Source organism: Micromonospora sp. NPDC049175 (assembly GCF_043197345.1).
Classification (GTDB): Bacteria; Actinomycetota; Actinomycetes; order Mycobacteriales; family Micromonosporaceae; genus Micromonospora.
In genome coordinates, this window is sequence record NZ_JBICSY010000008.1 from 25,166 (window position 1) to 39,335 (window position 14,170).

Annotated in this window: 10 protein-coding genes; 8 read left to right on the plus strand and 2 right to left on the minus strand. The window is 70.4% G+C overall.

Going from position 1 to position 14,170, the window contains the following annotated elements; genetic code table 11:
• Positions 1-355: 355 nt before the first annotated feature.
• From ACGFH8_RS27515 to ACGFH8_RS27540, 6 genes are all read left to right on the plus strand, one after another.
• Positions 356-703, plus strand: coding sequence for a hypothetical protein (locus tag ACGFH8_RS27515; RefSeq protein WP_393372520.1), 348 nt, complete (start codon positions 356-358; stop codon positions 701-703).
• A complete protein-coding gene (amcB, locus tag ACGFH8_RS27520; protein ID WP_393372523.1) occupies positions 700-1,836 on the plus strand; it encodes a cyclophane-forming radical SAM peptide maturase AmcB in 1,137 nt (378 codons plus the stop codon). Before ACGFH8_RS27515 ends, amcB begins: the two co-directional genes overlap by 4 nt.
• Positions 1,833-2,015, plus strand: a complete 183-nt coding sequence (amcA, locus tag ACGFH8_RS27525) for a multiple cyclophane-containing RiPP AmcA (RefSeq protein WP_393372526.1) — start codon at positions 1,833-1,835, stop codon at positions 2,013-2,015. Before amcB ends, amcA begins: the two co-directional genes overlap by 4 nt.
• 61 nt (positions 2,016-2,076) lie before the next feature.
• Positions 2,077-2,739 carry a pentapeptide repeat-containing protein gene (locus tag ACGFH8_RS27530; RefSeq protein WP_393372529.1) on the plus strand — a complete coding sequence of 221 codons (663 nt, stop codon included), beginning with the start codon at positions 2,077-2,079 and terminating at the stop codon, positions 2,737-2,739.
• Between the two features lie 488 nt (positions 2,740-3,227).
• Entirely contained in the window at positions 3,228-3,383 is a 156-nt protein-coding gene (locus ACGFH8_RS27535; RefSeq protein WP_393372532.1) for a hypothetical protein, read from the plus strand.
• Positions 3,384-3,401: 18 nt separating this feature from the next.
• Positions 3,402-6,710: a type 2 lanthipeptide synthetase LanM family protein gene (locus tag ACGFH8_RS27540; protein WP_393372535.1), complete on the plus strand. Its 3,309-nt coding sequence runs from the start codon at positions 3,402-3,404 to the stop codon at positions 6,708-6,710.
• Here the strand turns inward: ACGFH8_RS27540 and ACGFH8_RS27545 are convergent.
• Positions 6,703-9,369, minus strand: a complete 2,667-nt coding sequence (locus tag ACGFH8_RS27545; protein WP_393372538.1) for an ATP-binding protein — start codon at positions 9,367-9,369, stop codon at positions 6,703-6,705. The genes ACGFH8_RS27540 and ACGFH8_RS27545 overlap by 8 nt on opposite strands.
• A gap of 522 nt (positions 9,370-9,891) precedes the next feature.
• Here ACGFH8_RS27545 and ACGFH8_RS27550 point away from each other — a divergent pair.
• Entirely contained in the window at positions 9,892-10,803 is a 912-nt protein-coding gene (locus ACGFH8_RS27550; protein ID WP_393372545.1) for a BTAD domain-containing putative transcriptional regulator, read from the plus strand.
• Between the two features lie 71 nt (positions 10,804-10,874).
• Here the strand turns inward: ACGFH8_RS27550 and ACGFH8_RS27555 are convergent, their stop codons facing one another.
• On the minus strand, positions 10,875-11,039 hold the full coding sequence (locus tag ACGFH8_RS27555; protein ID WP_393372548.1) for a hypothetical protein: 165 nt from the start codon (positions 11,037-11,039) through the stop codon (positions 10,875-10,877).
• A 12-nt stretch (positions 11,040-11,051) separates the two neighbouring features.
• Between ACGFH8_RS27555 and ACGFH8_RS27560 the strand changes: the two genes are divergently transcribed.
• Complete coding sequence (locus ACGFH8_RS27560; RefSeq protein ID WP_393372551.1) at positions 11,052-14,036, plus strand: glycoside hydrolase family 3 C-terminal domain-containing protein; 2,985 nt, start codon at positions 11,052-11,054, stop codon at positions 14,034-14,036.
• Positions 14,037-14,170: the final 134 nt, after the last annotated feature.

The following is a 14,170-nucleotide window of genomic DNA, read 5'->3' on the forward strand; positions in this document are numbered from 1 at the left end:
CACCCTGCCCGCTGAAGGCCGCCGGACCCGGTACGGATTTTCCCGGTCCTCCGTACGGACCGCCCCTACGTTCAGTTGACCCCAGATCACCGGCGGTGTCGATGCCGGTGTCGGGGATGACTAACAGGGAGCTGCAGATGGAGGGATCGATGGGCGGCGCACCACACCAGGGCGTGGTCCGCTGGCTCGGCCCGTCCTGGAACGAACTGTCTCGGCGTTCTCCCCGCCTGCGTACCGCCATGAGGGCTGCGTGGGTGGGTGATCGGCGGCCTGCTCCCAGCCGCCGTGATGCGGCGGCGGGCTCGCCATTCCCCCGGCGAGCCCGCCGCTCATCTTTGCTGGTGGGGATGGCCGAATGACGGGACAGCAGCGCCGTCTGGTGGCGGCTCGGCTCGCGCCAGCGGAGGTGGAACATCTGGCGATGCGCCCGCTGTGGCTGTGCCGCCGGTGCGGGCAGCCGTGGCCCTGCGGCGCGGCGAAGCTCGCGCTCCTCGCCGAGTACTGGGAAGAGCCGGTGAGCCTGTTCCTCTACCTGGCCGGCTGCCTGCACGACGCGATCGACGACCTGCATCGGCTCAACCCGAGCGTCACGGGCAGCGCCGCCGACATGTTCGACCGGTTCCTCGGCTGGCCCGCACGCCACACCCACGCCTACCGCGTCAGTACCACCACGGCCGCCAGCATCGAAGAGGCCTCCTCGTGAACGACATCGGCCTCATCAACGCTACCGGCCAGCCGGCGGTCGCCGGCAGCTTCCACACCCTGGTCGTGCAGCCGACGAGCTTCTGCAACCTCGACTGCACCTACTGCTACCTGCCCGACCGGAGATCCCTCCGCCTGATGAGCGGCGCGGTCGCGCAGGCTTGCGCCGAGTCGATCGCCCAGCAAGACAGCGGTCACCAAGTGAGCGTCGTGTGGCACGGGGGCGAACCCACCGCCACTCCCATCGGGCTGTTCCGGGACCTGCTGGCCCCGTTCGAGGAGCTTCGGCGCGCGGGGATGGTGCGTCACGAGATCCAAACGAACGCGACGTTGATCAACCGACAGTGGTGCGAGCTCTTCACCGCTTATGGGTTCGAGGTCGGGGCCAGCATCGACGGACCGGGCGCGCTGAACCGGAACCGCCTCGACCGGGCCGGCACGTCAACAGACGCCCGCACTCTGCGTGGCATACAGACCCTGGCCGACGCAGGGCTGAGGTACTCGGTGATCTGTGTGGTCACCCCGGAAACCGTCGACCACGCGGAAGCCCTCATCGACTTCTTCACCGGCCTGCGCGGCTGCGAGTCGGTGGGCTTCAACATCGAAGAGCAAGAGGGCGCCGACCGGGCGCCGGTGTCGGAGGACGCCGCGTACCGGTTCTGGCAGCGCCTCATCGCACGTCGCGTGGCCGGCAGCCCGCTGCGGATCCGTGACGTGGACCGGCTGGCCGACTATCTCGCCGCCACTCGCGCCAGACAGGTCGACCACGCGCCGTACGACCCGATCCCGACCGTCTCCTGGGATGGGCAGGTGGTGCTGCTGTCACCGGAACTGCTCGGCATCACGGAGCCGCGATACGGCGACTTCATCGCCGGCAACGTCCTTCATCAGCCCATCACCGCCATGCTTGCCGGCGCCGGCGACCTGGGCTACGTCGCCGAGTTCATTACGGCACTCAACGACTGCGCCGACCACTGCGCCTTCTACGACTTCTGCCGCGGCGCCCAGGCCGGCAACCGCTACTTCGAGCACGCGACGTTCACCGCCCGTGAAACCGCCTACTGCCGGACCACCCGACAGGCCCTCGTCCGCGCCGCCGCAGACCACCTCACCCCTCACGGAGAAGCACCATGACCAACGCTCTCGCGATCCTCGTCAACGCCGCGCCCGAGCAACTCGCTCGCCTCGGCGTCGACCCGCAGCGCTCGGTAGCGTCGATCGACGCGGCGAAATTCGACAACCGCCCCGCCTGGGATAACAAGGGTAAGTTCGACAGCCGACCCGGCTGGGACAACTGGAACAAAAAGAGGTAGCACCCGCCAAGGGACGCGCAGGGTGGCGTGCCCACCCCTGCGCCCACACAGTTGAGGACACATGCGCACCACCACGATCGGCGACGTGAAGGTCCTGTTGCCGGACCTCGAACCGGACGACCTCGACATCACGACGGGCCTGGCCAACGGTCTCACCGAGGCCCTCGTAGAGGGCGCCGCGTGGCACGGCTCGCACCTTGAGGACGCCCGCATCCGCAGCAGCCTGATCACCGGCGTGGATCTGAGCGAAAGCACCTGGGAAGCCGGGAGCCTCTACGGTTGCGAGATCACCCGCACCGACTTCTCCGGCGCGACCCTGACCGGCGTCACCATCGAACGCTGCGCGATCACCGGCTCCCGGTTCACCGGCACCAGACTCACCGACGTACGCCTCAAGGACGTCCTCTTCGACGGCTGCCGCTTCGACTACGCCACCTTCCAACGCGTCACCGCCACCGGTTCGGTCGCGTTCACCGACTGCACTCTCACCAACGGCACGTGGTCCTCCTGCCGACTACCTCGCATCGCGCTGGGGACATGTAACCTCGCCGGACTGGAATTGGACTCCTGCCACCTCGACGGCGCCGACCTGCGGGGCAGCCGACTCCAGGGCCTCAAGACGCCGCTGGACAACCTGCGCGGCGTCACCCTCGGCGAGGACCAACTTCCTGACCTCACCCAGCTGGCCGTCGTCGCCCTCGGCCTCACCATCCGCAACAACTGACGTCGAGGAGGCATCGCGGCTCCACGGACGCTGAAGCTGACGACCCAGCAAGCCACTGACCTGCTCGGCGTGCAGTCGCTCGACGCCGCAGGGGCTTGGCAGAATAGACAAGTATTCGCAGCGCCTTGCTGTGTTCCCGCCGTCGGCGAGCGAGCGCGGTGCCGACGCCCGCCCGCCGCCGGCACCGCTCGTCTCAGTTGGCGTGGGTCAGGCGTGTGGTGACGCGCAGCCCCATGATCGTGTCGTTCATCCAGGGCACCCGTTCGCGGTGCAGCCCGGTGGTCATCTGGTCCGCCCACACCTCGTACCGCTGCAGTAGTGCCGACGCGCGGGAGCGCGCGCTGGTGACGCGGACTTGAGCAGCAATCTGGCCGAAGGCCCGGTCGGTAGGCGCCGCCTGCGGCCATACCGCTGACCTACCGGCGCTGAACCAGTCCTACCTAGCCTCGTGCAGGCACAGGTCGTCCGCAGAGGCAGGAGGAGTGAGAATGAGTAGTACCGACGTACTGGAGATGGATCGGGTTCTGGACCACCCGGCCGGGGATCTCGAGGCCGAGATGCGCGAGCTCGACGGTGCCCTTGCCCCGCAGGAGCCCGACGCGCTCTGGACCTGGTTCTCGGCCGTTCGAATCTGCTGCCTCTAGCCCCAGGCGATCCGACCGATGTCCAAGGTGCCAGTTCTCCCGGTCACCGACCTACCTCGGTCGGTGCTGGGTCTTTGGCAAGCCGCTCCGTTGGTCGAGCGGGTCGCCGCGCCGGCCACGCGGGTGGAGAGCGGGCGGCTTCGCCAAGCCCAGCAGCGGAGGGCGCTTTGGCGTCAGGCAGCGCCGTTCGGCCTGGCTCCGCCGAACGGCGCTGCGGACGCTCCGACCGGTGGCGTGCTGTGGCAACGGCGACTGGCCGCGGCGGGGTTGAGCGAGACCCGCCTGCTGGACATCCTCGCCGGCGATTGTGGCCCGCAGCCGGAATGGGCAGCGGATCTCGCCTCGGCCTATAGGCGGGCCACGGGCGACGGCGCGGGCACGCGGCCGGCGTCGGCGGACCCGACGGGCGACGTCGACCTGCCGTTCCTCGGGTTGGTCGAGCCGCTGCTGCGGTGGCTGCACCAACGACTGACCGCGGCGACCGGGTCGGTGCGGGAGGATCACCTTCCCCCGGCCGCCGTGGTCGCCGAGCTGATGCTGCACCGGCTCGCGCCGCGGCTGCACGGGATGGTCCAGCGGACCTGTCTCCTGGAGTTGGCGGCCTGCCGCCGGGACGGGGTCCTGGCCGGGGACACGGCGGAGGAACGCTTCCTCTCCTTCCGTGGGCGGTTGGACGAGCCCGCCGAGCGGTGGCGCCTGCTGACGCGGTACCCGGTCCTGGCCCGGCAACTCGTCGTGACGGGCCGCGCCTGGGTGCGACAGTCCGGCGTGTTCGTCGAGCGGCTGGCGGCCGATCTGCCCGAGTTGCGGAGAACCTTCTCACCGCACACGGACCCCGGTCCCGTTGTCGACATCGTCGCCGAGCTGGGAGATCCGCACCGGGGCGCGCAGACCGTGTCGATGGTGCGGTTCGCCTCCGGGCTGCGGATCATGTACAAGCCACGGTCGGCGGCCGTCGACGTGCACTTCCAGGATCTGCTCAGGTGGGTGAACGACCGGACCCCAGGCCTCCAACTCCGGGTGCTGCGCTGCCTGGACCGGGGCGACTACGGCTGGATGGAGTACGTCGAGTCGGCCGAGCCGGCCGACCGGGCCGCCACGCAACGGTTGTACCGGCGGCAGGGCCGCCTGCTGGCGCTGCTGTACCTGGTGCACGCCGGGGACTTCCACGCCGACAACGTGATCGTCGCCGGTGAACAGCCCGTGCTCGTCGACCTGGAAACCCTGTTCCAGCCCGAGCTGCCCTCGCTGCGGCCGGCCGGCGAGTCGGAGGCGGAACGCCGGGCGGCGGAGCTGGCGTCGGGTTCGGTGATGCGTGCCGGCTTCCTGCCGGTCCGGCCGACCCCCTGGGGCGGGGACATCTCCGGTCTGCGCACCGCCGAGAGGGCTCGGGCGGAGCCGACGGTACGGGTGGCGACGATCGTCAGTCCCGCGACCGACCAGATGCGGATCCGCCTGGCGCAGCCCGAGGCGGATGCGGTCGGACCTCCGGCGCAGAGCCCGGTTCGGCCCGCCGACCAGGTGCGGTACGTCCTGGACGGCTTCCGCGAGGTCTACCGGTTGCTGATGGCACACCGCGAGGCGCTCACCGCGAGCAGTGGCCCGCTGGCGCCGTTCGCCGGGGACGAGGTCCGGGTCCTGGTCCGGGACACGGCGGCGTACGCCCTGCTGCTCAGCACGTCCTTCCATCCGAGTCTGCTCGTCGACGGGTTGGACCGGGATCAGCACTTCGACCGGCTGTGGAGTGACGCAGTCCGCCGTCCGGGCATCTCGGCGGTCACCGAGGCGGAACGGCGGGATCTCTGGTGCGGCGACATCCCGATCTTCACCACGACGGTGTCAGGTGGGCCGCTGCGCGACAGTCGCGGGCGGGCGGTGCCCGGGGTGACGGTGCGCTCGGGGTTGGAGGTGACCGGAGAGCTCGTCGACCGGCTGGGTGAGGAAGACCTGGCCCGGCAGAGCTGGCTGATCCACGGCAGCATCACGATGAACGGCGTTCGCCGTGAGGGGCGGTTCTCGTTCACGCGCCACGCCACGGGCCCGGCGGACCAGCCCGCCTCGGACACCCGGCTCGTCGACGCGTCGGCGGCGGTCGCGGACCGGCTGGCCGCCCTCGCGATCCGTGCGGACGGCGGGGCGACCTGGATCGGGCCGCACTTCGGGTCGCACCGTGCCTGCGCCGTCGGTGTGCTCGGCCCGAATCTGTACGACGGACTGCTGGGAATGGCACTCTTCCTCGCCCACCACGCCGAACTGGTCGGCGACGACAAGATCAGGAAGCTGGCACGGGACACGACCCGCACGGCCATCGCCCAGCTACGCCGAGGCCTTCCCGGCAGCCTGATCGGGTTCGCCGGTCGAGGCGGCGTGGTGTACGCCCTGAGTCATCTCGGCGTTCTCTGGACGGACCAGGCGTTGCTCGACGAGGCGACCAGGGTCGCCGAGGAGATCGGCGCCCTCGTCGCCGACGATGTGCAGTACGAGGTCATGGAGGGCGCGGCGGGGGCGCTGCTCGGTCTGCTCGCCCGGTATCGGGCGCGGCCGTCCGGGCGGGTGCTCGACCTGCTCAGAACCACCGCCGACCACCTGGTCTCGACCCAACGGGCGTACGGGTGCGGCGCCAGTTGGCTGCCCTCCCGGGCGGTGACCTCCGGCGTCGCCGCCCGCCCGCTGGCCGGCTTCGGCCACGGCACCGCCGGGATCAGCGCAGCCCTGTCGACGGCGGCGGACCTGCTGGGGGAGAACTCCTACCTGGATGCCGCCCGGCGTGGGTTCGACTACGAGCGAGGCCTCTTCGACGCCGACGGCGGTTACTGGCAGGACCTGCGCGACGTCAGCAATGCCGAAGACGAGATCCAGATCGACTTCGACGGAGGTCCGGGCGTCCGCTTCGAACGGCCGGTCGCCTGGTGCCATGGGTCCGCCGGCATCGGGATCGCCCGACTCCGCGCCGGAGCCCAGCTGGACGTGGCAGTCGACCTGGCCGCGGCGATCGAGGACACGGTGCGCGAAGGCTTCGGCAACGGTCACTCCCTCTGCCACGGGGACGCGGGCAGCCTGGACTTCCTCCAACTCGCCGCGGATCGGACCGCGGATCCGGTCCTGCTCCGGCGAGTGCGGTGCCAGGCCACGACGATGCTCGACACGATCGACGAACGGGGGTGGCGCAGCGGTCTGCACGACGACGTCGAGATACCCGGTCTGCTCACCGGCCTCGCCGGTATCGGCTACGGCATGCTGCGACTGCTCGCGCCGCACCGGGTGCCGTCCGTCCTGGCGCAGGAACCGGGGCCCCCGCGACGCTCGGCCCGGAGCCGCCTCACGTGAGACGCAGCGCCGGTCCCTGGCGATCCATTGTGCTCTCGACAAGCACTTTCAGCTCGGTGACCTTGTCGGTGTAGCCGAGCTGGGCGTAGAGGGCCTCGGCGTCGACGAAGGCCTGTCGAGCCGCACGCGCGTCGATGCCGAGGTACGCCTTGCCCAGGGTCGTCAGCGAAGCCGCCTGGAAGGAGTGCCATCCCCGGGTCCGCCAGATGGCGACGGAAGCCTCGAGATGCCGGATCGCGCGGACGGAACGGCCGTCCCGCAGCTCGATCTCACCGAGGATCGCGTACGCCTCGGCGAGATGGTGCCGCATGTGGTACTTGCGGCTGAGCAGCAGGGCGGTCTCGGCCGCCTCGCGCGCCGCGCTGTCGCCGCGTTCCAGGTGCAGGCGCGCCAGTGCGAGGACGGTGAGCACCTCCGGGTAGTGATCGCGGTGCGCGCGGGAGATGGCCAGCGACTCGTTGAGCATCCGCTCGCTGGTGTCGTGGTCACCGAGTTGCCGGTAGGCGATCCCGAGGTACTGCAAACCGGTGGCGACCCAGCGCATGTTGCCCAACGCACGCGCGTTCTCCAGTGCGGCGACACCGTGGCCGATGGCGAGGTCGACGTGCTGCTGCTCGTAGTAGGCCATGGCCAGCGCGAGGTTGCTCCGCGCCTGGCCGCCGAGGTGATCCGACCGTTCGGCCAGGGTCAGCGCGCGGGTCGCCACCGCCACCGCCTCCGCGTAGGCGCCGCCGGCGCTCAGTGCCCACGAGTACATGACGGCGGCGTCGGAGGCGCCGGCATCGTGCTTCAGGGCGGTGAACATCTCCAACAGGCGGCGGGCCTCGATGCTCGAACGTGCCATCACGTCACCGTCCCGGTCATCGGTGATCCAGGTGCTCACGTCGAGCAGACCGCGGAGCATGACCGCCTCACCCAACCGGTTGCCGGCGGCGCGGCAGACCGCCAACACCTCGGTGTTGAGGTTTGTCCACTCGGTATACCTGCCGCGCAGATCGAAGTACTTCTCCAAACTGCCCGCCAGGTCGAACGCCAGGTCGTCAAGGCCGAGCCGGCACGCATGGCGGACTCCCGCCTGGAGCGCGGCGCACTCGGCGTCGAACCAGTCCTCGGGCGAGACGCGCTCGGTGTAATCGTCGGCCCAGTCGAGCGTCGTGTGCGGTGCGGGGCCACCGATGGCCGCATAGCAGGGGCCGGGGATCCACCGGGCCATCCGTCGTGCCAGTGCCAGCCAGCCGCCCAGCCCTCGCTGCACCGCCTGTGCCCGTTCGCCCGGCTCCTCCTCCAACTCGGCGCACCTGGCGGCGAAGAGTCGCGTCAGGTCGTGGAATCGGTACCGGGTCTGCCCGCAGACGTCGAGTGTGTCCACGGCGAGGAGTTGGGCGTCGACGAGGGTTTCGATGTGCTCGATCGCCTGTTCCAGGGAACATCCGAGGACCGCGGCGGCCAGTGTCGCGGCAAAGTCCGGTACCTCGAAGAGGCCGAGCAGTCGGAACAGCCGGCGGGACTCCGGTGCCAGCGCCCGGTAGCTGGAGGTCAGGGAGGCCCGTACCGCCAGGTCTCCGGTCACCAGCCAGTCCAGGCGCCGCTGTTCGTCGCCGAGCAGTCCGACGAGATGCGCGAGTTGCAGGGTGGGCCGCGCGGCCAGGCGTGCCCCGGCGATCCGTACCGCGAGGGGTAGATACCCGCACAGCTCCACCAGGTCGGCCGCCGCCGTCTCCTGCCCCACCACCCGCTCGTCGTCGGCGAGCCGGGTCAGGAACTCGACCGCCTCGGTGGGCGGGAACACGTCGAGGTCGATCCGCCGGATGCCCTCGATCCCGGTCAACCGAGCCCGCCCGGTGATCAGCACGGCACACGGGGCCGCACCGGGCAGCAGGGACCGGACCTGTTCCTCGGAGACCGCGTTGTCCAGCACCACCAACATCCGGCGGTCGGCCGTCCGGGTCCGGTACGCCTCGGCGCGTTCCGCCGGGCTGGCCGGGATGGCGCGGTACGGCATGCCGAGCGCCCGCAGAAACCGACCCAACACCTCTGCCGGGTCCACCGGGCTGGCATCCGCGTTCGTCAGGTTGACCCAGAGTTGACCATCGGGGTACGACGCCCGGACCAGGTGCGCGACGTGCGTCGCGAGTGCGGTCTTACCCACCCCGCCCATTCCCGCGATGGTGGTCACCGGCAGCGCGGCAGGGGCGCAGCCGTCGGCGTGCTCGGCGGTCAGTCGGTCGACAAGCGTCCGCACCTCGACGGCGCGTCCGGTGAAATCGGCGATGTCCGGTGGAAGCATGGCCGGCGCCGGCCAGGCCGGTTCGCCGGGCAGCACGTCGGACCCCTCGTCCCGAACGGCACCGGGACCCGCCTGTGCGGTGTCGACCACGAGCGCGTTGCGCTCCCGTACCCATCGGGCGATCGACGCTTCGTCCAGGCCGCAGGCCCGGACGAACGACGCCACGAACTCCCGCCTCGGCAGGCTGGTCCGGCTCAGCACGGAAGCGATGGTGCCGAACGGGAGGATCTCCCCGGAGGCCGCCGCATTTGCCGCGAGTTGTCGGTAGGTGAGGCCTGACCAGAGGCGCAACTGTCGCAGCGCGCCGACGAACTCCATTGGTGTGGCCGCGCCTTCGGGTGCCGGTGGACTACCGTAAAGGTCGGACTCCATATGCTGATCTTCCCCGAATTATCGACTCAGCGCACCCGCTGCCACCGTGTGGCCGTGTCGCGACGCGCTTTCTGACCAAGCTTCGGAAAAATATTGAAATCGTCAACAAGGAGCCGCGAGGCTTGCTGAAATCTTGAGCCAGGAGAGCGCCGAGGTGGCCGCCGCCGACCGCTGCTCGTTGCTCGAACCCTTGGCGCACAGGCGATCCCGCCGTCGCCCACCCCTGCCACCCGGTCGATGACAGCGTGCCGTCGACGCGGTAACAGCAGGTCAGGTGAATCTCGCACACTCCCGAACATTCGCAAACACTTCCCAGCTTGCCGGGGTCGAGTCTGCCGTCATAACTTCGGCGTGGTGGGGGGTCTCACCGGTTTCGGCTCTGGTCTCCGGACGATATCGAACCCCGGGATCACGGTAATTGGCACGGCTCGGATGCCAATCGGCTTTTCGGTGTCGAGTGAGGGCTGATTGGACTGGACCCGGTGCCGCCGACCGGCGGGGCCATGCAACGGGGAGGAAGCAGTGCGTGACGACCGCACCCTTGATCTCAACTGGGCGCCGCGAGCCAACGGCTACGCGCCGCATGGACCAGCCCATGACGACCCTCCACTGCGGTACCGGATGCTCGGTCCGGTCGAGGTCCGCAGCTCCGGCGGCTGGATCCCACTGCCGCAGGCCAAGTGTCGGGCGGTGCTCGCCGTCCTGCTGGTGAACGCCAACCAGGTCGTCTCGACTGACACACTCCGCCAGCAGCTCTGGCCGCGCGCCGCGCCGCGCACCGCGGTGAAGTTGATCCAGCAGTACGTTCACCAGGTACGCCGGGTCCTGGGCGACCCGGACGGGCGCCAGTTGTGCACGCGCGCGCCGGGCTACCTGCTCACCGCCGACCGGGACGACCTGGACGGGGACCGATTCACCGACCTCGCGGCCCGCGGACAGCGCGCGCTTGCCGACGGCGATGCCGAGACCGCCGCCGATATCCTGCGCCGGGCGCTGGTGTTGTGGCGCGGGCCGGCGCTGGCCGACGTCCCCGACACCCCGGCCACCAGCGCGGAGGCCAGCCGGCTGGAGGGATGCCGGCTGTCCGCGATGGAGGCCTGGATAGAAGCCGAGTTGATCTGCGGGCAGCACGCCCGGCTCACCCCGGTGATCGAGACGCTTGTCGCCGTCCACCCCCTGCGTGAGCAGCTTCGCCTACACCTGATGCTGGCACTCTTCCGTTCCGGCCGGCGTGCCGACGCGCTCGAGGCCTTCCGGGATCTCGATCGCACCCTGGACGACGAACTCGGTCTTCGGCCGAGCACCGAGGCGCAGCAGTTGCATCAGGCGATCCTGCGCGACGAACACCTGTTGGACCGGCCGTCGTCACGTGCCGTCGCGGTCGGCTCGGAGTCGGCGTCGGCTGGCCTGGCCGCCTGGCACGGCTCACCGTAGCCAGCGGACGCGTTCTTCGACCCCGCGGACCGCCCTCCGCCGTGACCGGACCGGTCCGGGTGTTGCCCGCCTCATTGGCGCGCATCTATAGTTGCGCGGATCACAACAATCATGGCCGTGGTGATTGCGGCCGGATTGTCGAAGCGCTTCGACGATCCGTCGTCCAGGCCCGTCAGCCGGGTGTCGAGCCTGGCCACGCCGGTCGGGGCGTCCTTTGGGCGTCTGTCGTACGACATGAGGAGAAGCAAATGGGGAACAAGCGCCTTCGGCGCGGAATCGCCGTGCTCGCGCTCGTCCTGCTGGCCCTACCGGCCGTTCCCGGCACCGCCCTCGCCGAACCCACCTACCCGTTCCGCGACCCGCACCTACCGGTGCAGGCCCGGGTCGACGACCTGCTCGGCCGGCTCACCCTGGACGAGAAGATCTCCTGGCTGCACCAGTACCAGCCGGCCGTTCCCCGGCTGGGCATCGGCCTGTTCAAGACCGGCACCGAAGCCCTGCACGGGGTGGCCTGGTCGACCGACATCGACAACAACGGCGCCGTCGTCAAGGCCCGCGGCACGACATTCCCCCAGCCGGTGGGCATGGCGAGCACCTGGAACACCGACCTGATCAACCGGGTCGGCTCGGCCGTCGGCGACGAGGCGCGCGGCTATCACGCGCAGAACCCCCGGGTGTGGGGTCTCAACCTCTGGGCGCCGGTGGTCAACCTGCTGCGCGACCCCCGCTGGGGCCGCAACGAGGAGGGCTACTCCGAGGACCCGCTGCTCACCGCCGCGATGTCGACCGCGTACGGCTCGGGGATGACCGGCGGCGATCCCGACCACCTGAAGAGCGCACCGACCCTGAAGCACTACCTGGCCTACAACAACGAGATCCGGCGTGACGTGACCTCGTCGAACGTGCCGCCTCGGGTGCTCAACGAGTACGAGCGCGCGGCGTTCGAGCCGGCCATCGCGGCCGACGCGGCGACCGGCGTGATGGCCGCGTACAACCTGATCAACGGACGGCCCGCCACCGTGGATCCGGACCTGGCCACCGTGGTCCGCGGCTGGACGGACCAGCCGCTGATGAACGTCACCGACGCCTGGGCGCCGAACAACCTCGTCGCGTCCCAGGGCTACTACGCCACCCAGCCCGAGGCGAACGCCGCGATCGTCAAGGCCGGCCTCAACAGCTTCATCACCGACGACACGAACGCCCAACCGACGGTCACGGCCATCAAGCAGGCGCTCGCGACAGGTCTGCTGACCGAGGCGGACATCGACGCCCGGATCCGGGAGATCCTGAACGTGCGGTTCCGGCTGGGCGAGTTCGACCCGGGCGGGGGTCGCCACGGCGGCATCACCCCGGACGTCATCAACAGCCCGGAACACCAGCGGCTGGCCCGGCAGGCCGCCGGCGAGGCGATGGTGCTGCTGAAGAACTCCCGGCAGGCTCTTCCGCTGGACCCGGCCCGCACCCGCAAGGTGGCCGTGCTCGGTCCGCTGGCCGACACCCTCTACTCCGACTGGTACGGCGGTGACCTGCCGTACCAGGTGACCGCGCTCGACGGCATCCGCGAGCGGCTGGGCAACTCCGCGAGCGTCGACGGGCTCGACGGGGCGGACCGGATCGCCCTGAAGGACGCGGCGACCGGCCGGTACGTCACGGCCACCGGCACCACCGACGCCGACCCGGTCGCCGCCACCGGCGCCACGGCGACGCCCGCCGCCCAGTTCGACGTGGTGGACTGGGGCCAGGACGTGGTGACGCTGCGCAACGCCGCCAACGGCCGTTACCTCGGCTACAACTGGGGGCCGTTCATCACCCGCGACGAGCAGCCGAACGGCTGGTACGTCCAGCAGCAGTTCAAGCTGGAGCCGCAGGACGACGGCACGGTGGTGCTGCGCTACGCCGGCTACGAGACCAAGGAGAGCTGGTTCGCCGCCGAGAAGTACGTCACGGTCGGCGACGACGGCGCGCTCAAGCTCGGCGCGTCCACCCCGGCCGCGGCGACGCACTTCAGCCGCGAGGTGATCAGCAGCGGAATCGACCGGGCGGTGGCGGCGGCCAAGGCGGCCGACACCGCCGTGCTGGTGGTGGGCAGCAACCCGTTCATCAACGGACGCGAGGCGCACGACCGCTCCTCCACGGCTCTGAGCGCCGGCCAGGAGGCACTCGTCAAGGCCGTCGTCCGGGCCAACCCGCGTACCGTCCTGGTGCTCCAGACCAGCTACCCGGTCACCATGACCTGGGAGCAGGAGCACGTCCCGGCGATCGTGTGGACCACCCACGCGGGCGCCGAGACCGGGCACGCCGTGGCCGACGTCCTGTTCGGCGACCGCAACCCGTCCGGCCGGCTCACCCAGACCTGGTACCGCTCGGACGGGCAACTACCACCGGACCTGCTGGAGTACGACATCATCTCGTCCGGGCAGACCTACCTGTACAGCAACGCGAAGCCGCTCTACCCGTTCGGCCACGGGTTGTCGTACTCGCGGTTCCACTACGGCCCGGCGCGCACCGGCGACCGGTCGGTCGCGGCCGACGGCACCATCACGGTGAGCGTCGACGTGACGAACACCGGCAGCCGGGCCGGGTCCGAGGTGGTCCAGCTCTACACCCACCAGCGCACCTCGCGGGTCAAGACCCCGATCCGTGCGCTCAAGGCGTTCCAGCGGGTGAACCTCCCACCCGGGCAGACCCGGACCGTGACGTTGCGCCTGCCCGCCGCCGACCTGGCGCACTGGGACGTGACCCGGAGCCGGTGGGTGGTCGAGTCGTCCACCTACGAGCTGATGGTGGGGGCGTCCGCCGAGGACATCCGGGCCCGCTCCGCGATTCGGGTACGCGGTGAGACGGTCCCGGCCCGGGACCTGTCCCGGACCACCCGGGCGGAGAACTTCGACAGGTACGCCGGGGTCCGGCTCGTCGACGAGACGAAGGCCAAGGGTACGGCCGTCGGCGCGACCGCGGCGGGCCAGTGGATCTCGTTCGCCGGCTCGGCGCTGCGTCCGGGCGCCGACACCTTCACCGCGACCGTCGCCAAGGCCGGCGCGGACGCCGGCACGATCCAGGTTCGCCTGGGCTCGCCCACCGGTCGGCTGCTCGGCACGGCCACCGTGCCCAGCACCGGCGACGACTACCGGTACGTCAGCGTCACCGCCGAGTTGGCCCGCGCCGCCGGCACCCACGACGTGTACCTGGTGTTCGACTCCCCGCTGCGGCTGGCCGAGTTCTCCATCAGGTGACCGGAACCCGGGCCGGGACGACAGTCGTCCCGGCCCGGCCCGGCCCCCGCCGCCCCACCCGGCCCGGCCCGGCGAACGCCCGCGTCGATCATGGGGTTATAGACACTCGCCCCGGCGTGTCGCGCCGCTAACCT